This window comes from Fictibacillus sp. NRS-1165 (assembly GCF_050468105.1).
GTDB classification, from domain to species: domain Bacteria; phylum Bacillota; class Bacilli; order Bacillales; family Fictibacillaceae; genus Fictibacillus_C; species Fictibacillus_C terrinigri.
This window is the reverse complement of the sequence record NZ_JBDPNU010000016.1, coordinates 23030-44472: the sequence shown is the minus strand read 5'-3', so window position 1 is coordinate 44472 and position 21443 is coordinate 23030. Positions and strand designations below refer to the sequence as shown.

General features: G+C 44.3%; 24 protein-coding genes and 2 pseudogenes. 5 read left to right on the top strand and 21 right to left on the bottom strand.

Annotated features, from left to right (window positions below; genetic code table 11):
* Nucleotides 1-38 precede the first annotated feature (38 nt).
* From ABHN01_RS06310 to ABHN01_RS06295, 4 genes and pseudogenes are all read right to left on the bottom strand, one after another.
* On the bottom strand, nucleotides 39-983 hold the full coding sequence (locus ABHN01_RS06310) for a magnesium transporter CorA family protein (protein WP_429874855.1): 945 nt from the start codon (nucleotides 981-983) through the stop codon (nucleotides 39-41).
* A gap of 26 nt (nucleotides 984-1009) precedes the next feature.
* Nucleotides 1010-1351, bottom strand: a complete 342-nt coding sequence (locus ABHN01_RS06305; RefSeq protein WP_429874854.1) for a hypothetical protein — start codon at nucleotides 1349-1351, stop codon at nucleotides 1010-1012.
* Between the two features lie 13 nt (nucleotides 1352-1364).
* A pseudogene (locus ABHN01_RS06300) lies at nucleotides 1365-1798 on the bottom strand (NUDIX hydrolase).
* 157 nt (nucleotides 1799-1955) lie between these two features.
* Nucleotides 1956-2843 (bottom strand): hypothetical protein, encoded by an 888-nt coding sequence (locus ABHN01_RS06295; protein WP_290402228.1) that lies wholly within the window; start codon nucleotides 2841-2843, stop codon nucleotides 1956-1958.
* Nucleotides 2844-3068: 225 nt separating this feature from the next.
* Between ABHN01_RS06295 and ABHN01_RS06290 the strand changes: the two genes are divergently transcribed.
* On the top strand, nucleotides 3069-4328 hold the full coding sequence (locus ABHN01_RS06290; protein WP_429874853.1) for a helix-turn-helix domain-containing protein: 1260 nt from the start codon (nucleotides 3069-3071) through the stop codon (nucleotides 4326-4328).
* A gap of 18 nt (nucleotides 4329-4346) precedes the next feature.
* Nucleotides 4347-4526, top strand: a complete 180-nt coding sequence (locus ABHN01_RS06285) for a hypothetical protein (RefSeq protein ID WP_290402226.1) — start codon at nucleotides 4347-4349, stop codon at nucleotides 4524-4526.
* 36 nt (nucleotides 4527-4562) lie between these two features.
* Here the strand turns inward: ABHN01_RS06285 and ABHN01_RS06280 are convergent, their stop codons facing one another.
* From ABHN01_RS06280 to uvsE, 7 genes are all read right to left on the bottom strand, one after another.
* The gene (locus tag ABHN01_RS06280) at nucleotides 4563-4886 is read right to left on the bottom strand and encodes a L,D-transpeptidase (RefSeq protein WP_429874870.1); all 324 of its coding nucleotides are present in this window, start codon (nucleotides 4884-4886) and stop codon (nucleotides 4563-4565) included.
* A gap of 59 nt (nucleotides 4887-4945) precedes the next feature.
* Nucleotides 4946-5473 (bottom strand): DNA-3-methyladenine glycosylase I, encoded by a 528-nt coding sequence (locus ABHN01_RS06275; RefSeq protein WP_429874852.1) that lies wholly within the window; start codon nucleotides 5471-5473, stop codon nucleotides 4946-4948.
* Nucleotides 5474-5549: 76 nt separating this feature from the next.
* Nucleotides 5550-6098: a signal peptidase I gene (gene lepB / locus ABHN01_RS06270; protein WP_429874851.1), complete on the bottom strand. Its 549-nt coding sequence runs from the start codon at nucleotides 6096-6098 to the stop codon at nucleotides 5550-5552.
* 401 nt (nucleotides 6099-6499) lie between these two features.
* Nucleotides 6500-6844: a VOC family protein gene (locus ABHN01_RS06265; RefSeq protein WP_429874850.1), complete on the bottom strand. Its 345-nt coding sequence runs from the start codon at nucleotides 6842-6844 to the stop codon at nucleotides 6500-6502.
* Nucleotides 6845-6856: 12 nt separating this feature from the next.
* The gene (locus ABHN01_RS06260) at nucleotides 6857-7882 is read right to left on the bottom strand and encodes an S-adenosylmethionine:tRNA ribosyltransferase-isomerase (RefSeq protein WP_429874849.1); all 1026 of its coding nucleotides are present in this window, start codon (nucleotides 7880-7882) and stop codon (nucleotides 6857-6859) included.
* Nucleotides 7882-8607 carry an SDR family NAD(P)-dependent oxidoreductase gene (locus ABHN01_RS06255; RefSeq protein ID WP_429874848.1) on the bottom strand — a complete coding sequence of 242 codons (726 nt, stop codon included), beginning with the start codon at nucleotides 8605-8607 and terminating at the stop codon, nucleotides 7882-7884. The genes ABHN01_RS06260 and ABHN01_RS06255 overlap by 1 nt, the downstream gene beginning before the upstream one ends.
* 156 nt (nucleotides 8608-8763) lie before the next feature.
* Entirely contained in the window at nucleotides 8764-9729 is a 966-nt protein-coding gene (uvsE, locus tag ABHN01_RS06250) for a UV DNA damage repair endonuclease UvsE (protein ID WP_429874847.1), read from the bottom strand.
* Nucleotides 9730-9861: 132 nt separating this feature from the next.
* Here uvsE and ABHN01_RS06245 point away from each other — a divergent pair, with 132 nt between their 5' ends.
* Nucleotides 9862-10788, top strand: coding sequence for a DMT family transporter (locus tag ABHN01_RS06245; RefSeq protein ID WP_429874846.1), 927 nt, complete (start codon nucleotides 9862-9864; stop codon nucleotides 10786-10788).
* Nucleotides 10789-10834: 46 nt separating this feature from the next.
* Here ABHN01_RS06245 and ABHN01_RS06240 read toward each other — a convergent pair whose 3' ends face one another.
* The 8 genes from ABHN01_RS06240 to ABHN01_RS06205 form a co-directional block, all read right to left on the bottom strand.
* Nucleotides 10835-11029, bottom strand: coding sequence for a DUF4097 family beta strand repeat-containing protein (locus ABHN01_RS06240; protein WP_429874845.1), 195 nt, complete (start codon nucleotides 11027-11029; stop codon nucleotides 10835-10837).
* A gap of 187 nt (nucleotides 11030-11216) precedes the next feature.
* Nucleotides 11217-11675 (bottom strand): C40 family peptidase, encoded by a 459-nt coding sequence (locus ABHN01_RS06235; RefSeq protein WP_429874844.1) that lies wholly within the window; start codon nucleotides 11673-11675, stop codon nucleotides 11217-11219.
* Nucleotides 11676-11785: 110 nt separating this feature from the next.
* Nucleotides 11786-13117, bottom strand: a complete 1332-nt coding sequence (locus tag ABHN01_RS06230) for a hypothetical protein (protein WP_429874843.1) — start codon at nucleotides 13115-13117, stop codon at nucleotides 11786-11788.
* On the bottom strand, nucleotides 13104-13649 hold the full coding sequence (locus ABHN01_RS06225) for an RNA polymerase sigma factor SigX (RefSeq protein ID WP_429874842.1): 546 nt from the start codon (nucleotides 13647-13649) through the stop codon (nucleotides 13104-13106). The genes ABHN01_RS06230 and ABHN01_RS06225 overlap by 14 nt, the downstream gene beginning before the upstream one ends.
* 290 nt (nucleotides 13650-13939) lie before the next feature.
* Entirely contained in the window at nucleotides 13940-14563 is a 624-nt protein-coding gene (locus ABHN01_RS06220) for a TetR/AcrR family transcriptional regulator (RefSeq protein WP_429874841.1), read from the bottom strand.
* Between the two features lie 84 nt (nucleotides 14564-14647).
* Nucleotides 14648-15565, bottom strand: coding sequence for a GNAT family N-acetyltransferase (locus tag ABHN01_RS06215; RefSeq protein WP_429874840.1), 918 nt, complete (start codon nucleotides 15563-15565; stop codon nucleotides 14648-14650).
* A 176-nt stretch (nucleotides 15566-15741) separates the two neighbouring features.
* On the bottom strand, nucleotides 15742-16281 hold the full coding sequence (locus ABHN01_RS06210) for a general stress protein (protein WP_290402212.1): 540 nt from the start codon (nucleotides 16279-16281) through the stop codon (nucleotides 15742-15744).
* Nucleotides 16282-16348: 67 nt separating this feature from the next.
* Nucleotides 16349-16642, bottom strand: coding sequence for a hypothetical protein (locus ABHN01_RS06205; RefSeq protein WP_429874839.1), 294 nt, complete (start codon nucleotides 16640-16642; stop codon nucleotides 16349-16351).
* A gap of 196 nt (nucleotides 16643-16838) precedes the next feature.
* On the opposite strand from ABHN01_RS06205, the pseudogene ABHN01_RS06200 reads away from it, so the two are divergent.
* Nucleotides 16839-17139: pseudogene (locus ABHN01_RS06200) on the top strand (Mpo1-like protein).
* 75 nt (nucleotides 17140-17214) lie between these two features.
* Here the strand turns inward: ABHN01_RS06200 and ABHN01_RS06195 are convergent.
* Nucleotides 17215-17685 (bottom strand): DinB family protein, encoded by a 471-nt coding sequence (locus ABHN01_RS06195; RefSeq protein WP_429874838.1) that lies wholly within the window; start codon nucleotides 17683-17685, stop codon nucleotides 17215-17217.
* A gap of 244 nt (nucleotides 17686-17929) precedes the next feature.
* Between ABHN01_RS06195 and ABHN01_RS06190 the strand changes: the two genes are divergently transcribed.
* Entirely contained in the window at nucleotides 17930-18208 is a 279-nt protein-coding gene (locus tag ABHN01_RS06190; protein WP_429874869.1) for a YjcZ family sporulation protein, read from the top strand.
* A gap of 82 nt (nucleotides 18209-18290) precedes the next feature.
* Here the strand turns inward: ABHN01_RS06190 and ABHN01_RS06185 are convergent, their stop codons facing one another.
* On the bottom strand, nucleotides 18291-21443 hold the full coding sequence (locus tag ABHN01_RS06185; protein WP_429874837.1) for an MMPL family transporter: 3153 nt from the start codon (nucleotides 21441-21443) through the stop codon (nucleotides 18291-18293).

The following is a 21443-nucleotide window of genomic DNA, read 5'->3' as shown; positions in this document are numbered from 1 at the left end:
CGGCGAATGTTTATCTTAATTTTTCCGAAGGGGTGTATTTATTTAAAACGGTGCTTTTTGCTGCGGCTCTCGAGAAGGTCTCCTGTCCATCCCTTCATCCTCAGCCACAGGTATATACTAAGGATGGATAAACCGATAAGACCGAGCGCCCAGAAATAGCCTGTTTTCCAATCAAGCTCCGGCATGTTTTTGAAATTCATGCCCCAGATCGATCCAAGCATCATACCTGGCGTGAAGATGACGGTCATCACCGTCAGCGTCTTCATGATCTCGTTTCCCCGATGCGATGAAAGTACCTCCTCAAGGTTAATCATTGTATCAATATCCTGTTTGTAGTGGCGGATCAAATTCAGTGTTCGGTCAATCCTTACACTTGTTCTCCTAAATTCTTTTGTTTCTGTAATGCCATCTAAAAACGCCTCTTCCGCTGCCAGTTTGATTTCCTCGACTGGAATGGTCAGGTCTGTCCATATCAATAGCTCCTCGCGCAGATCATAAATACGATCCAACAGATATTTGTTGTTATTTTTCTTCAAGTCACGCTGAAGCGTTTTGAGCCTATGCTCAAACTCATCAATTCCATCGAGATAATTGTTCAATATCTCACCCAGAAGAATAAAAAAGCCCTCTGCAGCCGTCCCGCATTGATGCATCTGTCCCAGCATGCCTTTCTTATCCATACGCTTCAGCTTCTGAATGTCCAGCCCCACTGTAACAAAATAGTTCTTCGTTACATAGAAGTAAAAAAAATCGTTGTCGTATTCAACTTCTCCCAGGTCTTCTCTCTCGTAGAGCAGGCAGCCGTTCAGGACTGATTCGCCATGGTTCTCAATACGTAAATAATTGGTCGTATCCTCACTAATATCGTTCATCCATCGAGCACAATCCGGCAGTTCGTGAACCATCTTCATGACCGCTTCCTCTTTTTTTCCGATCGTCTCAATTTCATACCAGTTCCAATTCTCTATAAAATGGTGGTTCACGAGATCACTCCCTTCCTGTCCTCCTGTTACATTTCAAAATCCCTGGCACCTTTTCTTCTCGCCCAGGCCAAACAATGCTGAACAAGCATCTGGCGCAGCTGGCCTTCCCCAGACGTCGTACACAGATGGGTAATGAGGGCTCTTGGCTTTTCTGTTAAAGATACCGGATCTTTTTTATTAAGCCTGACCACCGCATAACCATGGAACACTCCCTCTTCTTCTGCAGCAAACACTCCTACATCATCCCGTTCCAGCGCGGAGACCCATTGTTCTTTTGACCATTCGTCCATTAAATTATCAGGATTCCCCACTAATTCTTTAATATTTTGAAAATCAGCCACCGTACCCATTCGAATTGTCCTGCTCATTTTTCTCCTCCCATCACGCGTATTTCAAGGCAGAAAGCTCATTAACATCAGAAACAGAAGACCGTTCAGCCATCTCCATCAAAACGTGTCGATCCTCTGGAAAAGGGCTGATTTCTTCAGCCGTTTTCCAATCGATCGCATAGATTAGCTGATCAGGATCCTGTATGGACGGAATACCTGATAGAATGGACACCTCAAAGCAATGGACCTCAGCCTCAACACCGCAGCTGGTCCCTTTTTTAATAAAGAGGTGGTGTCCTTCGCCCAATACCCTGTTTCCTCCCAAAATTCCCGGGCACAGCACTCTTGAAACGTTTCCCCGGGTTCAATTTGTCCGGATGGAACGCTCCATCTCTTTTCTTCTGTCTTCTGCCCCTGCAGCACCATGACGATTTGATTTTTATCATTTCGGCAAACACCAGCTGCACCGTACCACACCTTGTCCATATCATTTCTCCCTTTTTATAGTTTCATGTGAGGCGTATGAGCGACCTCCAGAATATATCCGTCCGGATCCATTCTTTCTTTCATTAACCACTTCTTCCGGGTACAAAAAAATCCTGCAGTATCTCTACCACAGGATTGAACATTATGTGTATTCGATTTAAGAAATCTTTCGGCTTTCCACAATTTTGCGATTCGTATGGTCCCACGTAAACAAAGTCTTGCTGTCTTGCTGCAAAAGAGAAAGGGAACGGCTCGTACATTCCACCACTTGTGAATTCGGAATGGCATGGGTGAACTGCTCCCCCGTATGCAAGTTAACGTACACGATTTTTTCTGTTTTCCCTGTGGCGAGGTCCAATTCATACACCATGATCTCATCCTCTACATGGTAGAGTGTCCTCGGTGATATGCTAAGCGGATATTCTCTTACCACTTTCTCTTTACTGTTCAAGACAATAATTTTCTTCGGATCTCCATTTAGGATGGGAGCCGCTGAAATGTACACCTCATCCTTAATGCAGAGGATATCGGTAGGAGCTATATTCTTTCCCAAGTTTACTCTTTTTTTCTTATTGTTTTTAATGACGTACAGGACGGCCTGATCTTCCTCGACGATGTAACAGGAAACATAGATGGCTCCCTGGTTCTTCTCCACTTCCCACAGATAACCGTTCACTTTCCACTCTTTTATCAGTTTAGGCTGTTCCTTGGAGAAAATAAGGAGCGAGCCTTTTGACCCATCACCTTCACAAGCGATGACCACACTGTCATCAAACTCATAAAAATTCGGTCGGCCGTTGACTTTATGTGAGATGAGCCTGCCATTTTCATGGTCAAAGATATAAATGGTGTGCCGTTTCTGTTTTGTGTCATCCGCTTTGGCAAACCAGTAATTTTTATGATTATCCATGAACACATCAGTATATGGAGTAGAATCCTCAAGGTGGTTGGTGGAAGGCTTTCCGGCTAAACCTGGATCATTCGAGACATAAAGCAGCTTCTGGATGTCTGATTCTTTTGCTGATAATGTATACATTTTCGCCATTATGTTCTCCTCCATTTCTTTTTTGGCCGGTTATAACTTTCTTACCATCCGGTCAAGTCATTTAAATTTTAAAATTGTGTAATTCTAGCAAAAACTTATTATTTTCTGTTATATTTATCTTAACAGACAATTCTGTAGGTATGTATTGGGAAAAGTAGTAGTAATGGTACTGGATGAGTAGGGGGTTAGCATGACAATTTTCCCAAGTTCGGAAAGGGGGATTTTATGGTCGGTCAAAGAATAAGATATTATAGGAAAACCAAAGGCCTAACCCAGGAAGAACTGGCTCAGGGAATCTGTTCTGTATCCTATTTGAGCAAGATTGAGAAGGGGGATGCGAAATCCAGTGAAGAAGTCATTAATCTCCTTTGTGAACGTTTAGGTATTTCGGCTGAGGAAGTCGACAGCAACGAGATCCTTGAAATGCTCAATGAGTGGAATTTAATGATTGTTAACCGTAGATTTGAAGAAGCGGAAAAGCTTTATAAGGAAAATACAGAAAAGGTAAAAATAGTTCATGATCCCCAAATAATATTGAGATATGAATTATTTCTTATAAGATATTACCTTATTAGCCAACCACCTAATTTAGAATTAGCTATTAAATACTTAAAGAAAATAAAAAGTCTTCATGAACAATTAAGCAGTGAACTTAAATTTTATTATTACTTGTTTACTGGGATGTATTATAATCTTGTCGGCAATTACAAAACTGCTGTTCAAAATCTGCATAAAGCCGAAAATTTAAACAAACTTGACACTAGTATTAAAGAAATTGAAATAGCTGTTTTATATTATCTAATTGCTCTAAATTACAGTTATTTAATGCGGATTAGTGCTGTTAATACTTATGCATATAAAGCTCTTACCATCTTTGATAAAGAGTACAATTTTTCAAGGAGTGCTGATTGTCAAATATTAATTGCAATAAGCTTTAGGAGAGCAAATAATTATGCTGAAGCAGAGTATCACCTCAATCAAGCATTAAAATATTCGCTGCCTTTTAATGATAGTTTCGCATCAGGAGTAATCTATCACAATTTAGGTTATGTCGCTTCATGTACCAAAGAACATTTAAAAGCTATTGATTTTTTCAAAAAAAGTTTACTTCATAAAAACAATGATTTGCCAGAAAGGAAAGCCAGTACATTTTTCCTTTTAGCACAAGAATATTATAAATTAAATAATTATAAAGAAACAAAACATTGGATAGATAAAGGATTTGAAGTAATAAATCGAAATAAAGATGAGGACCTGTACTATCATTTAAGGATTACATCATATAAGCTTGAGGGAATGAAGGCACCAGAATTCGAAACATTCATGAGTAAAGAGGCTATTCCCTTCTTCGAGAGAAAGAATATCTGGGAATATGTGTCTTCTTATTCGGAACTACTTGCTGATTGGTACTTTGAACAGTCACAATATAAGAAAGCAAGTCAGTATTACAGAATTGCTAATAATTCTAGAAAGAACATTTATTAAAAACACGGAGGAATAAATATGAAAAAGCTTGGATTATCTTTACTTTTAACAGGAGTAATAGTAGCAGGAGGTGCGTCTCTTTTCCATGATCAAAACCCTCCTGGAAATTTCCAAAAATCTGCACATGATCAAAACCCTGCATCTAATGTTCAATACTACGCTCATGATCAAAATCCAGCATCTAACGGTATGGCCTAAAAAGTTTTTAAAAAGAGCTCTAAAAGGGCTCTTTTTTCATCTCCCAATATATACTTTCGTACCAACTGGGACAATTCTGGACAATTCGAGCACATCTTTGTTAAACATTCTGATGCATCCTTTTGATACATTTTTCCCGATGGAAGACGGGTTGTTGGTTCCATGGATGCCATAGTGGGGCGCAGAGAGGCCCATCCACATGGCACCAAAAGGACCGCCCGGATTGCGCTTTTTATTGATTATTTGGTACGTTCCCACCGGAGTGGGGCTTAACATCCTCCCCACTGCTATTGGATATCGTTTAATGGTTTTCCCGTTTTGTGTTAACGCAAGCCGCTTGCGGCCAACTGAAATAAATATTTGATAAGCCACTTCAAACCACCTCCACTGTTACATTATGTCAGTGGAGGTGGTTCTGTTTATCTGGCCGTTTCCTTTACTTGCTGCTTGTAGAGGTGACATGTTTCTTCATGTTGTGGAGGCATCATTCCAGTTGCCATCAAAAAGCTTTCCGCCGTTGTCAATCCGATATGTTTGAAGGTTTGTTTGATCGCCTTTCGCTTCTCGATTGAATCCACCGGCAGCTGCTCAAAAAAGGCCAAAAGGCTCCCGTGCTCCTTAATCAGGGCATTACACCTTCGCGCATTTTCAATGGTGGCTTCAATTTTTCTTCGGTGTCTGACAATACCTTCATTTTGTAACAGCCGTTCAATATCCTCCTCTGTGAAGGCCATGACCCCCTCGATATGGAACTGACAGAATGCTTTTCTGAAATTCTCCCGCTTGTGCAGAATGGTTCTCCAGCTGAGGCCGGCTTGGAACATCTCGAGCGTTAGGCACTCGAATAATTTTGTGTCTTCTTTGGCCGGCTGTCCCCACTCTTCATCATGATAGGCCGTCAGCAGCTCACTGTCTCGGCTCCATTTGCATCTTATTGTCTCATCCACTTTTATACTCCCTTTCCTGGGTGCCTGGCACCTTTAAAATGGAAAAAACCTGGCCGTTGTGGTCAGGTTTTTGAGCTTACTTTGTTTGTCGCATGTCTTTGAACGGATAGATGACCACTTCAGAGCGGCCTTCAACTGAGCTGATGTTAATGAGGCCCAGGCCATTTCTAGAATCCATGCTGTTCAGGCGGTTGTCACCCATTACAAAGATTTTTCCTTTAGGAATTTTAATCGGGCCGAAGTCTTCCGTTAAATACACGCCAAGGCTTCGTGCATCCTTTTTGTTTTTAGAAAGGTACGGTTCTTTCACCTGTTTGCCGTTTACCAAAAGCTTATCACTGTGGACTTGAATCGTGTCGCCTTCCACTCCGATTACACGTTTTACATAACGCTTGTCGGTGCCTTTGATGATCACGATATCTCCTATTTTCGGTTCGGATAGCGAATAGATAATTTTATTCACATATAATTTATCATGGTTATGCAGCGTCGGAGACATGGATGCTCCTTCTACCATGTATGGTGCGAAGAAAAAGGTTTTAATGATATAGACAAGGACAAGAGCAAATACGATAGACTTGATCCAGCTGAAGAGTTCATTCCCTTTTTTAGCTTTTTGCTCCATAATGTTCACACCTTCCTTAGTAAGATGATTCCAAGCTTTTTTCTATTATTGTACCGTAAGTAGATCTCTGCGGTCACGCAAATTATGGGCGTTCATGTTCCCGGGATGCCAGTTATATGGTTTGGCGCGTATTTCGGGAGGATTGGCGCGTAAATCAGCCAAAGCAGCCACGATTGCGCGTATTAAGCGTAGCCGTGCTCATTCCGCTCATATTGTGAAGGCTTGTTAGCGATTTTAGCCCGCTGTCTTTTATTGTAGCAAAAACAGCGAATGCCGAAACACTTTTGAAAAAATTTACAAAGTTATTTGAGGGATTACTTTATAACAGTTTATAATACCCAGGATCACTCTTATTAAAAAAACCGGAGGAACCTTTCACCTCCGGCCTTTTGCCTTATCATTCATTCCTCCACGAACTCAATCACTTCACCAGACCGCCCTTCATAAAAAACGGTACGCCATCCGTTCTCCAATTGATATGGGCCTTCTAACGGCAAGACTCCCCTCTCCCGGAGACTGTCCGCCAATCCTTCTAAATGGTGTGTCACGTAAGCAATATGGGAAGCTTCATCCGTTCCATCGATTCGTTCCACCAGTTCAATTTTTATGCTCCCGTTGTCTAAGAATAATAGATGCTCACCCATCCAATGGAATCGAAACCGCTCCTTCATCCCCAAGGCTTTTTTATAGAACTCCGATGCGGCATCCATATCTCTTACTGAAATCCCGTAATGATGGACCTTCATGTTTTTACCGCCTTATAAGATCAGATTCATGTCACCAAACTCATGCCAAAAGTATTTGTGGATGATGGCCTCTTCATATGAAACCCTCAATCGCTCTGGAGAAACAAAAGCAGACAGCAGATCAAGATGGCTCGCCTCAGGCTCGTGCAGGCCTGTGATCAATCCGTCTGCGACTTGAAGTTTGGTTTCAGAAGTAATATATAAATTCGTCCATCCGTTTACCGCCGTGATGCGGCCTTCTTGGTCGGCACCCGACTCCAGTGCACGGACCACCGTCGTTCCAACAGCAATTACTTTATTGCCATTCACCTTTGCCTTTTGAACCGCCTGTGCCGTTTCTTCGGATATCACGTATTCTTCCAAATTCTCGCGCGGCTCTACATGCCATTTATCATCCATTAAATAACTTAACCCCGTATGCAGCTGGATATAGGCAATTTTCACTCCCTTTTTCTGAAGCCGGAAAAGCAGCTCCCAGCTAAACGCTCTGCCTGCAGACGGCATTTCAACAGATCCGGGTGAGGTCGCAAACACTGTCTGATAGTAATCCAGTTCCCACGGTGTTTTTATATATTCGTAACGTACCGGCTGGCCGATCTGATAGATTTGATCATACAGATCCGAGCAGCACAGATTAAATTCAAGGACAGCAAATGGATTGTCATTTTCTGTAGTTAAGACAGCTGCGGATAAAAGCGATGAGAAACTGATTCTATCCCCTGCCTTCACTTGATTTGAGAGGATCAAGGCTTCCCATATCCTCTCACTTTTCCTGTGTGCGAGCCTTACTTCCACCTCCGTCCCGCCATCGAACTCCCCCTGCAATACAGCAGGAATTGTTCGGCTTGCATTCAATACAAGAACATCTCCTGCTTTCAAAAAATGATCCAGCTGATAGAACTGTTTATGGGAGGTCTCTCCGGTAGTTCTGTCAATAACCATCATTTTTACATAATCCCTGCGCAGCCCCCTTCGTTCTGGAGGCATGCTGGCATTTAACTCCTCTGGGAGGAAAAAGGAAAGGGCTTCCGCACTCATCAGCTTTCTCTCCCTTCCATCGTGAATTCCTGAGCACTGAACCGTGCTCCATTCACTTTAGATGAAGCCTCGGAAGCAAGGTAGCCAAATACATGAACCAGATCATTCGGATCAGCCAGCTCATAATCACAGTCCGGTACAGCAAGGGCGTGCATTTCGGTATCCATTTCCCCTGGATCTACCATGTTAACCCGCACTCCAGTTTGGGATACTTCGTCTGCCCATGTTTCTGTCAGCCCTTCAAGGGCAAACTTCGATATCCCATAGGCTCCCCAGCCAGCGTAACCTACGTTTCCGGCCTCGGACGTCACATTGATGATGCTTCCTTTGTTCCGCTGCAGCATGGCAGGCAGGACTCTGCGTGTGACCAGGAACGGACCAATGGAATTGACCCGGATGACTTCTGCAAAGTCCTCTTCAGGGTAATCGAGTAAATATGGCATCGGGCTAGGTCCGAGCATGGAGGCATTGTTAATGAGAACATCAATATGTCCAAAATAGTCTTCTGTCAGCGCTACGAACCGTTCAACATCCCTCGCATGGGAAGCATCGGCCGTTACAGCCAGAACGTCGGCACCGTATGCTCCCGCCTCCTCTTTCACTTTAAGCAGCTTCTCTTCTGTTCGGGCACAGATCGCTAAGTTAAACCCCTTCTTTGCAAAGTAAAGAGCAAGCGCCTTTCCTAATCCTCGAGATGCTCCAGTAATCATCACTACCTTCTTCATGATTGTTCCTCCTTGGATTTTATACTTTTTATACATTTTTGTTTATTAAGTATCTTTATTATAATTGCGTGAAATTTCAAACGTCAATATCTTTCGCCCGCTAATTTTCGACAAATGAAAAAACCCCTTGCAGCCAAGAGGTTTTTTCCGTGTTATTTATTTTAAATAAAAAGAAGCCCCATTAACTATCTCTGTATCGTTCCTTTTCTTAATGTCCTCCATCAGCTGAAACAGCGCTGCATCCTTCTGTTTCGCCTCGATCATGCAATCAACCTGCCCAACGCTTCCTTTTATGCCTTGAAGGAAACGGAAAAACATATCAGGGTCCACAAAATCTGCGTGATGGCGGTATTCTTTATCGCTCTTAGGACTCGATATATGGATCTTAAGCGGTAGTGGGGAATGCGACCAGGACTGGACGACACGTTCCCAGTTCTCTTCCCAATGGATGTCCTGATGATGCGCCAAGTGGTGATGGTAGTCAAAAACGAGCGGTATACCCAGCTTCTCACACAGATAAAGGGTATCGTCCATTGTAAAGGATGAATCATCGTTCTCGAGTATCATCATCTTTTGAATAGGATGGGGAACATACATCCAGTTATGTATGAAGCGTTCAAGAGCAACATCCGTTTCTTTGTAATTGCCGCCAACATGCATGACACACCGGTGGACGGGATCGATATGCATCCCTTTTAGAATCTTATAATGAAGATTTAAAGTCTGTATGGAATTCTTCAGGATTTCATCTTTTGGCGAATTGATCAGGACAAAATGATCCGGATGGAAGTCCAGCCTCATTTCATGTTTTTTAGCAAAAGCACCGATTTCATACAGCGATTCTTTTAGCGGAAGCATATACTTCCAATCCAGCAGTTCTTTATGATTGGCCAATGGGATGAGCCTTGATGTCATCCTGTAAAACTGAATATCGTTGGCTGCATTGTGCTTAAGGAGACGCAGCGTATTTTTCAGGTTGGAGTTCGCGATCCGCTCCAGCTTTCTTAATGCTGCTTCCCGGTCCTCGATCTGAGAAAAACGGGCATATGTCATTGTTTGCGACGGGGAGGCGTTTTGAAGCTCCATGCTCATCGCTACATATCCGAGACGCACTAGGGTCATACCGTTCACCTCCATTCTTCTAACAGTATTCCCCAAAAATTTTTCTTCGATCAGCTTCCAGGTTATGGACAAATATTTGAAATGGGTTTATATTCGGTTAGCAGCATACTACCAACACAAAGGGATATGACTATGGAGAAAAAACGCTATTATTTATTGCTCGTTTTATTAAGTGTGGTTACCGTTATTTGGGGTTTAAATGTTATTATGATCAAATATTTGTCGGGGATTTTCCCTGTGGTACAGCTTTCAGCCTGGAGGATCTCCATGGCGGCTGCCGGCCTTTTGCTCTTTACATACGGCAAGTGGAAGCTGGGAATCAAACAGCTGACTGCCTCTTCCTGGGTCCTCATTTTCCTTGTCGGGTTTACGTCGATCTTTTTGCATCAGCTCCTGATCTCCCAAGGCTTGCGCTATACGACAGGCTCTGCCGGGTCCCTCATTCTGGGGCTCAATCCTCTGACAACAGCTCTATTGGCTATGCTGTTTCTCGGTGATAGGTTTGAACTCAAACGGTTCATCGGGATCGGTATGGGGTTTGTCGGCGTTATCCTTGTCGTCGGCCATCCTGGTGCGACAGGTACAGATGCGATAAAAGGAAACCTTTTCGTATTCCTTTCCATGCTCGCCTATGTGGCCGGAGGCTTGTTCATCAAACAGGCGGTCAAGCAAGCCAGCGTCTTTCAAGTGACGGCATTCAGCCATTTGTTCGGTGCCTTGCTATTGATGATCATGTGGGCCGTCCATCCTGTCCATCCTCCTGTTTATCAGGCTCACTGGTTCTCATATGGTGTCATGGCGTTCTCAGGCTGTATAGCGACGGCTCTATGTACGTCATGGTGGAACATGGCCATCTCAGAAATTGGTCCTAGTAAAACCACTCTGTTCTTAAACGTAATGCCCATCAGCTCCCTGTTTTTCGCTTCACTCTTTTTGAATGAAAAGATCCATTGGTACCACGCCATCGCCCTTCTTCTGATCGTGGCAGGCATCTGCCTGGGTTTGTCTAGAAAAAAGGGTGCCCTTTCCAAGAAAGTGAACATCAATAAAGCGATATAGTACAAAAAGCTCCAGAACTGATCTGGAGCTTTCCATGTTATTTCAGTTATTTTAAGTAAATATCTCCCGTATCTGTTTTAACCTCGATGCTTGGCCCTCGATTACCTGCTTTCCCCTTCGCTGAATGCTCGCTCCTTTCTTCATAATCCACTTTCCATCTCCTGGAAACGTCAACATCACCAGTGTCAGAAGATGCATGCAGTTCAAACGCAGATGGGGGCTGCTCCATTCGAAGTTCCACGTTTCCTGTTCCGATTCAACGTGAACATCTTTGCTGGCACTTTCCATCGTAAAGTCTTGAACATCTCCTGTCGAGGTCTTGATCATCACCTTCGCATTACTGGAGATACGGCCGGTTTGAATATCACCTGTGTCCGTTGCTAATAAAAAATAATCAGGCTCCGCTTTAAGCCTGATTACTTTACCGCTTATTTTAATACACGTTTAGCGCCTGCATAAGCATCTTTCCAGTACTTTGTAGTGAGGGACTGAATTCTTACTCCTTTGGAAGTCGCACCGACAAATTGATTTTTCCCAAGATAGATGCCGGAAAAGGAGACTTTCTTCCCATCCGTTTTAAAGAAAACAAGATCTCCCTGTTTCAAATTCTCTTTTTTTACGGCTGTGCCGGTTTTATATTGATCAGCAGAAGTCCTCGGCAAGCTCATCTTCACTGCAGAATGTTTATATACATACTGTGTGTATCCTGAAGCGTCAAAACCCTTTGGTGTCGTTCCTCCCCATTTGAAAGGCGATCCAATCAAGTTCCGGGCTGTTGCAGCTACCTCCTGGTCATAAGACGGCGAGGCGTTGGCAACATGAGTGCCTCCCAATAAGATTCCTACAGCTGTTCCCAATGAAACAAGCGCCATTACAAATCGTTTCATCATCATTTACCTCCTGAAAATGGTTTGGAAGATGAAGGATGGTCCAGTTCTCTTCTCCGTTCCAATGCATTAGACGCCTTGCTGATAAAATAGTTACATATATTGGAAAATTATTTTACATTCATAAAATTAACACCCACCAGATTATCTATCGGCTGTTCCAGATCATAAGGGCCGATCGCTTCAAGATTGGTATTGGTAACCGAAACTGACTGGCTTCCATAGTTCTTAGCGGTCATTAACAGGGCATCCATCATTTTTCTGGTTTTCTCGTCATTTTTTAAGCCATTTCCTTCTACACGGATCGTTGTGAGTGCTCCCGAACTGGAAGCTGTAAGCTTTATATCCTCGGGAACAGCCGGCATTAATTTTTGATCTTTGTATCCTTTGCTCAGCTCATCCAACGCTGCCTGCATGCTTCCCGCTGAGCCTGCAAAACTTGTCGCGTTGCTGTCGACGAGGAACTCATCCCCTGATGGAGAGGTATACAAAAAGTTTGCTCCTCCACTGTTTTTGGTTATATCCATTTCCTCTTTCGGGCCCAGGTTCGAAAATTTATAGCCAGGCTGATCTCCTGTCATGAATTTTACGTTCGAGTATTCATGGTTGTAAGCAAATGTATAACCCAAGATCTTGGGAAGCAATGCTTCTTCTGCGGAAGACACCGATCCAGGCGGCAGATCAACAACAACGGCTCCTTCTTTTTCCTTCAGCTTTGCCTTGTTCAGCATGGTCGGCTGTAGTCCCACTCGCTCTGGTTTAAAGCTGCCAAGCACATTCTGAACCTTATCGGCGTAGGTTCCCTTCCCGTTCACAAGAAATGAGACCGGCACGACGAATTGGGCCTGTTCGTCACTGTACGCTACAGTTACAACCGATTTTCCCGCAGACATCTGCTCCGCAAGATCTGCCTTGGTCATCGGAGGATGATATTTCCCGCTTTCTACAGCAGCCATAATGGAAGCGGTTGATGGTTCTGGAACCTTTACTTTATATCTCTGGACAGGGGGATCTGCCGTTGGCTCCAGCTTTGCCGGCCCTGAAGGCTTCACACTTCTCTCGGGAGCTGCAGGCTTCTTCTGCTCTTCTACACGTACAGTTTTCTTTGACTGTTTGGGCTCGGGAGCCGGACTCGGTTCTTTGACCTCGTCTTTCTCTTTTCTGACGAGGGTGTTGTTCTTAGGCTTCTCATGCAAGGAAGGGGCAGACACATCGTTTTTAATTAAGGTGCCTGGCACCAGGAGCAAGATGATGGCCAGCAGGCAGGCAGTCGCCAGTCCCGGCATGATCCAGGTTCTTGTCGTCTTTTTGCTAAGCTTTGATTCTTCGAGTCTTCCTTCTATCTCATGAAATATTAATTCACGGGAGCGCTTGTCTTTGACAGAGGGCATCTTTTCAAGCTGCTTTTGTATTTCTTCTTCTGTCCATTTAGACGATTCCATCTTTCCATTCCTCCTCCAGGCCTGACGTCTGATCAAGAAGACCTTTTAGTCCCTTGATCGCCCGGTGTTGTGTCGTTTTCACTTTACTTTCTGTCCAACCGAGCACTGCAGCGGTTTCCGCGATGGAGAGCGATTGGATGTAACGCAGGATAAGCACTTGCTGCTGTTGTATCGTACATTTTTTTAACGCATGATATAACTCTTTGACCGATTCCTTCTGGCTGACCAGTTCTTCCGGCAGGGACTGCTGATCCACAAGCTCGCTCTCGTTCTCTGATAAAGTAAAAAACAGAAGTTTCTTTTTCCGGCGGTTCTGCTTCCGGATCCAGTCGATGGTGACATGCCTTGCAATGGAATAAAGCCATGTCTTTTCAGAGCTTTTCCCTTCAAATGCTTCATAGGCTTTGAGCACTTTTATATACACTTCCTGTACAATATCTTCTGCCGCCTCCCTGTTCCTGACCATGTAGTAAATAAACTGAAACAAGGAATGATGGTATTCCTCATATAACCGGTCAAACGAGTCTTTCACTGCGTTGCCCCCCTATCTATCTATTGTTTTAGTCGATGTTTTGAAGTAAAAGGTTTCAAAAATCCCAAATTTAAGTGTACTCCAATTTTTGTAAATTACAATGGATAACCAGTCGCTAATAATATAGAAATATCGGGGTATTACGACACGTTCCTACTGTTGATTAACGTTCCATCATTCCTGCCTCCACTCTCTATAGCATTACCGTTGTTTCGAATTGGATGGTTCGACAAAATCGTTTATAACCCGGGAAATTATTCTCTTTTTCTGCACATAAAAAAATCGGGATTCTACTCCCGATTTTTTGGCGTGGTTAAACAGCTGATAAATAGCTCCTCAAGCATCACCCACGTTTTTTTATATTGCTCTTCTTCCCCAAGCAGAGAATAATGAAGAACATTGCCATCCCTTAACGCCCAAAAGATTTGTGAAATAAATTCAGGGTCGATCTGTTCTCTGAACTCTCCTGTCGCTTGTCCTTCTTTAATGATGTCATTTATGAAACCTGTAAATCGGTTGTACCGTTCTTCCATCAGTTTCTTTAAATCTTCCTGACGGGCGCTATAAAGCCAAAATTCAGTATATAACCTCATGGATTTTCTGCGCTCGTCACTCAGCGGCTGGTCCTGGTACCGTTCAAATAAAAAACGCAGTTTATCTGTCGCACTCGAGCGCTTATGATATTCACTCTCTACCTCTGAGAAAAAATCCTTCGTTTTCCCCTGAAGGAGCTGAAGGTAAATTTCTTCCTTGCTGTTAAAGTAATTGTAGATGGCGCCCTTGCTCAAATTGGATTCTCTCACAATATCATCAATGATGGTCGCTTCATACCCTTTTTCTCCAAAACAGCGGATGGCACTCTCAAGAATCCTGTTTTTCTTTTCCTCTTTATATTCTTCTGAAACTTTTGGCATGCTCTTTCCCCCAATGTTTTGATCTCGTGGTTGTATGCACACCTTTTTCTGCACGAATGAACGAAACCCTTTATTTCTTTTGATTTATGATTGTACGGCTTTTATCCCTGTTTCGCTGCCAGACGGTTTACGCACCGTTTTTGACATATGCACCTGTTCGATCATTACAGTGAATCCCTCTTTAGAAAGTGACTCACAAACAAGCGTATTGCTCTTTGAAAAGTTTACCGTCATGCGGCGGCAGGCACCTTCAGCCGGGCGATAAATCTCACGAAGCATAAATTGGATCACATCAGCCGCTTTATCATGACCCGGTTTTGCTTCACACTGATACAGTGCAATGCCCTCCCGTTTTCTTGATGCATTGATCGTACGTTTAAATACAGCATACCCAACCGTTTCTCTACCACTTTTTACAGTCATCGATTCACCATCTTTAATACTTTGATATTGTGTTTGCCATGGTGTCATATGCTGATAAAATTCAATATCTTTCACATCCTGGGGAATGCCGTGAATGTAATCATAATCTCCTTCATGATAAAAGGCTCTTTCAGAGAGAGACTCATGATTGACGAAAAAGGCCAGTTCATCAAACACGCTGTATCCCATGCTCTCATATAATTTGATCGCTCTCGTATTTTCAGAGATCGCTTCAAGCAGAAGAAGATCAACGCCCTCCTCTTCATAAATACCCATACACGCAGAAATCATCTCTTTTCCTACACCGTTTCCGCGATATTCAGGGATGATGCCGGTCCCGCCATTCCAGGATGCCTTTTGGCCATCTACGGTTCTGAAGCCGTTCATGACAAAGCCCACAGGTTTCTCCTGATCAAAGGCGACCACTGACTTTTCAGGAGACAGGTCTTCATTAGCGAGCTTTTTAATCAGCGAATCAACAGTCAATGTAATGTCCGTAAAATAATGCTTGAATCCTTCATTAAATAAATCAACTGCCTCTTGAAAACTGAGTGTGTCAAACCTTTTAATGGAAACCAAATTTTATCCCTCCAATAAAAATGACTAGTTGGTTTATTTTATTTTTACATAACCTTCCACCTTCTTCAACTATAATCCTTCGACAAATACACCGGTGAACAAACAAAAAGGAGCTAAAGCATTCAGCTTTAGCTCCAATCCAAATTATGCGGTTGTTCCGCTCTGGCGCGTATTTGTTAATAGATTTTGCCGCTGTCTTCTCCAGGCAAACCTCTATCATAATAGCGGGAGTTCAACGTATTGTTGCTTTGGAATGTGTCGTACACATGCTCCCGGCGCTCAGCATCAGCATCCACCAAAACTAAGATTTTCCCGCTTTCTACGTAGTTCTGGTATTCTTCTGCTTCCTCTTCAGGAACGCCCATACCGACCAATGCACCGACAAGTCCCCCTGCTCCTGCGCCGATCGCTGCTCCGCCAAGGGTGGCTGCGATCGGACCCGCAGCAACAATTGGACCAATTCCCGGAATAGCAAGTGCACCTACTCCTGCGAGCAAACCTCCTACACCGCCAAGCACACCGCCAGTCGCAGCACCCGCTGCTGCTCCTTCACCGGCTTTTGTTCCTGTTTCGTCTTCAATGTGGCGCCGTTCTTCCTTATCCTGGGCGATTACTGAGATGTCTTCTTCATCATAGCCTCTTTCACGTAAAGAATTAATCGCTGATACGGCTTCTTCTTCTGTGGAAAACACACCAATGACCTTTTTCTGATCCATCGTAATCCCTCCAAATGATTAATATCGTTCTTTTTCAAATGTACCCTTGTTCAATGCATCTAAAACGTTATTGCTTCTCCAGCAGTTTTTTGAGGTGCTCATAATACTCGATTAACTCTTTTTCCTTCGATTGCAGAAAGCTCTCTTTATTCCCTTGGGTTTCCAGAGCATCCTGTCCTACTGCCACAATATCATCAAATACTTCTGTAGTTTGTTCGCCCACTTCGACATCTTCTTTTAATAGCTGGCAAAGTTCGGTTATCTTTTGTACACGTTCTTTGTTATATTTCCTTTCTTCAAGCTGCTGGCCTAATAATGAATACAGCATATCTACCCGTTCAGCTGTTTGAGTTTTTAACATTTTTGCACCTTCCTTTTATTCTCTGGCGTATGTCTTATATAACTTACCCGTCTGACAAAATACTAATCTTTTTAAAAAATAACCCCGCCTCGAGTGGCGGAGCTTAGTAAAGGAAAATAGCTGTCTGTGTCGAATGCACTAAAGAAATGGATGAGGAAGCAGAGCTTGATGCAGCCACGTATACCACAAAGACGAACTGAAGACTTTTGATGAATTTTGGGTGTTCTATTTAACACAGCATTCCAAGAAAAGCACAAGAGCATGGCATTTTCTAGGCACCTCTCTTGTCTTTATCGGCTCTTGGGCCTCAGTCAGTGCCTGGTTTTTGCTGGCGGCCCTTTACCGCTTATGGTCTTGCGTGGTACATCCATTTCTTTATCGAAGGCAACAAGCCGGCAGCATTCGGACATCCCCTATGGTCTTCGCGAGCAGATTTCAAGATGTTCTTCTTTACTTTAACAGGAAGGCTGGAACAGGAATTAAAAAAGCTGTATTAAAAATTCCCGCTTATGTTCGATCATTTCCGGGGAAATTCGATCTTCTGCGCTACCATTCTGCTTAAAGAGCAACGATTAGGCATGATTGGCTGACTTTTTCAGGAAGAGGATGATCTGATCCTGATGATGCTTGTCATGCTGGACCAGGCCTTCAATATAGGAAGCGAACGTCATTGTCTTTGTTTTGTATTTAAAAGGATGAATCCACCAATCTTCTGGGATGATTTCCACCTGCTGGACCAGCCTGTTCCTTGTTCGTATCGCTTCCTCAAGCAATTGAGATTTGGAAACACCAGATTTGGCGTAACGAGAAGCATCCTGGTTCATTTTTTCTGCTTCCGCCACGTCCTCCGGAAAGGCTTGGTGTTCCAAAAAATAAGGAACCCGATGATGGATCACAAATAAGTCCCACGATACAAAATGAGACACTATTTCACCCATTGACCATTTTCCGTTTGCAATAGGCTTAAGCCACCATTCCTCTTCTACCGTCTTGAGTTCCTCCAGCCATTCAACGTGCTCAGCAAATGACCTCAAAGGGTTCATATTACTCCTCCTTTATCTGATTTTTTAGCGCAGCAAGGCCATTATGCCGCAGAGTTTGATTGAACTTTTTCAAGCATGGTTTCACCCTTATCTAAATTTTCAAAAAACTAACAGCCCCCTTATTATATAACAAATTCCGCCATTGTCCCGCCAATTGTCCAAACCCTTCTTCCGTTCCCACATACTCTATAGGGCAAGTAACTTTTTAAATGTTGGAAGAAAGGAGATCTACACATTGTCTGGAATTAGAAATAGGCGTCAAGGATTTGGTTATGGATACGGGTATGGCGGCGGTTACCCAGGTGCAGTTGGTGGATTCGGAGGCGGGTTTGGCGGCGGAGCCGGCGGATTCGGCTATGGCTACGGCTATCCTGGATTCGGCGGCTGCGGATATGGCTGCGGAGGCGGATTTGCCATCGTTGTTGTCCTGTTCATCCTCTTGATCATCATCGGCTGCTCATGGGGCTTTGGCGGCGGTCATCATGATGACTTCATCAGCGGGTGCGGTAAAGGCGGCTGCTAACAGCCCTTGGAGACAAGACCAGGATCTTGTCTCTTTTTTTTGTAAAAAAACAGCCTACACCTTGTGTACGCTGCTTGTTATCTTATTCTTTTTTTGAACCCATAAATGGCCACCAGTTTGCTTTTCCAAAGGTTCTCACCATAACCGGGACAAACAACGGCAGGATGACAAACGCATAGAGCAGGAGACCGCTTAAAATAATCGTCGCGATCTGCAGCAGCGACAAGACCCCTGAAGGGTACATCGCCGCGAATGTGCCACCGAGAATGACAACCGCTGAGATAATGACAGTCCCCATATTCCTCATGGAGGAAAGCATCGCTTCTTTGACGGAAAGCTCCTTGTATTCGTTAAACCGGTCCATAAGGAAGATGCTGTAATCTACGCCGAGCGCCACCAGGATGACAAAGGCAAAGAACGGTACGGCCCAGTTGATTCCGGAATAACCGAGCAGATTAACGAAAATGCTTTCTGTAAAGGCCATCGCTGTAAAGTACGTTAATATCAATGACGCAATAATATAGAGCGGCATGATAAAGGACCGCAGTATGATAACGAGAATGATGGCAATGCCTATCAGCATGAGTACAACCGTTCTGGAGTAGTCAGCAGCAGAAATATCATTCAGATCCGAATAGATGCTCGTTACACCGCTGATTCCAAACTGGGCATTCTCAAGATTCGTTCCGGCTGTAGCCCGTTTGACCGCCTGCCCGATCTCATCCACCTGGCCTAGTGCTTCCTTAGAGTAAGGGTTTTCTTTAAAAATAACATCTAATGTCGTCAGCTTATGGTCACCCGGCATATACGTATTGAACACCTGTTGAAAATCCTTGTTGTTCAGTACCTCTTCAGGCAAAAACCAGCCCGCCATCTCGGGATCAGGCGAGGAGGACAGGGAGTGAAGGTAATCGCTGGCTGAATCAATTCCCCCTGATACCTTTTTGATGCCTGCTGCACTTTGGTCTAGCCCGTCAGAAAGCTGTGACAGCTGGGAGTTCATCTGTGAAAAACCGCTCTTCAGCTGCACCTGTCCTCCTGCAATTTTGGCTAATCCGCCCTGTACTTCAGGAAGTTTTCCGATGACCTGCCGCTGCCCATCGGCAGCTTTATCCATTCCTGTTTCCAGTTGTCCAAGCCCTGCTGAAATAGAGCTGAGACCGTCCGCCAGCTGTTTTTGGCCGCTTACTGCCTTGCTTAGACCATCATTGGCTTTCCCCATATTGTTTTTTACTATATTCAGCTTCCCATTCAACTGATTGAGAACTGCCGCCATCTGGTTCAAACCGCCTTCCAGCTCATTAAATGTTCCCTTGATGGCCTGGTAATCAGAATCGTTTTTAATGTCTTTGTTTTTATCTGAACTCGCATATTTTGCTTCTAAACGAGTGAAGCTTCCCTTTAGTTGGGCAAGGCTTTTGGACGTGGTGCTCAGCTGTTTTGCTGTTTGGACATACCCGCCCTGCAGCTGCCCAAGGCCGTTCTCCATTTCTTTGTAGCCGGAAAGAAGTTTCTGATTGCTTTGATACAGCAGTTCTGCGCTCGACTTCGCCTGCTGTACCCCTTTTTTCAGGTCTCCTGCTCCTTTGGAACCGTCACGCACCCCCTTTTCAACTTGGGAAAGCGCGCCTGACAAGTCACCGATGCCTGATTTTAACTTGTTGGTGCCTGTCACCAATTCACCGATTCCATCAGTGGTCTGCTTCATCTTGGGCTGGGAACTGCTCAGCTGCGTGCTTGCTTCAGCCAGGCCTCCGCTTATTTTTTTCAATCCAGTGTTCCCTTTTTCCAACCCGTTATCGAGAGAGTCTGCCTGATGCGCGACCTGGAGGTCCTTCAGCTCCTCGCCTACTGGACGTGTGGCACTGCGCACCCGGTCCACACCATGAATCTGCTCCACTTCACGGCTGATCTTCTCAATGGTTGCCAAGTATTCGGAGCGGTTCATCGGTTCATCATTTTTGACGACTATTTTAGCAGGAAGCGATTCTCCTGGACCAAAGCTTTCAGAGATGACATTGAAGGCTTTTACGGAGTTATATTTATCACCGATCTCATCCAAGGAGTTAAATGAAAGATCTCCGTCATAGGTTGCAAGAAAAGGTGTGACGATGGCGGCTACGATAAGAAGCGTGGCGAGCGGGCGTTTGAAGGAGAACGAACCTGCCGCTCCCCAAATCCTGCTTTGTTTATGCTCCATCGCACCTTTAGCCGGCCAGAACAGCTTGGTGCCAAGCACCGCCATGAAAAATGGAACGAGTGTAAATAACGCCAGCAGCAGCACCGCTACTCCAATCGCGACAGCGGCAGCAGACTGATAGAGTTTAAAGGTTGAAAAGCCGATGGCCGCAAAGCCGATCATCACGGCGAGTCCGCTGAAAAATACGGTTCTTCCCGCGGTTTTATAAGTAGTGACAATCGCACCTTGCAAACTCTCATTTCGGCCCATCTCTTCCTTAAAGCGGCTTAGCAGCAGAATGCAATAGTCCGTTCCGATACCGAAAAGAACCGCGACGAGAAAGATCTGTGTAAACGTAGAAAGCGGAAAGTTCCATTTATCCACTAAAAAAGCAACGATCGATTGTGCCGCAACATAGCTGATCCCCACGGTGACGAGCGGGACAAGCGGTGCAATTAACGAGCGGAAAACAACAAACAGGACGGCTAGAATGAAGACAACCGTAATGTATTCGGTTTTCTTGAGCCCTTCCTGCGAACTCGCCACCACATCCTCGTCAATCATCCAGCTGCTCGTATAATAGTGATCGACTTTTACGCCATTCAACTCACTGTACAGTGATTTAGAGATTTCAGCCGGCTCTTTGCCATCAGTATTGACTGTAACTAAGGCAAGGATCGTCCTCCCATCCTTTGAAGCGAGCTGGTCTTTCAGTTCTTTATTTTCAAAATGCGTTAACACCTCGCTGATTCCGAGGCCGTTCTTATCCTGCTCCAGTTTCGCTATTGCGCTCCTGACCTCGGTCCTTTCATCTTCCGTCAGCTTTTTTCCGCTGTGGAAAACAAGGGCTACCTGTGATTCGTCCGCCGACTTCTCTTTTTTGTCCAGATCTTTCAGCAGTTTTTGGGCATAGCTTGATGAATATCCATCCGGAACATTGATCTGCCCCTTTTCCCGTACAAGATCAGCCATGTTTGGCGCCAGTATAGCCATTACGACAACCAGGACCAGCCACATTGCCGCGATTCCCCATCTTCCTTTTAATACGGCCTTCAT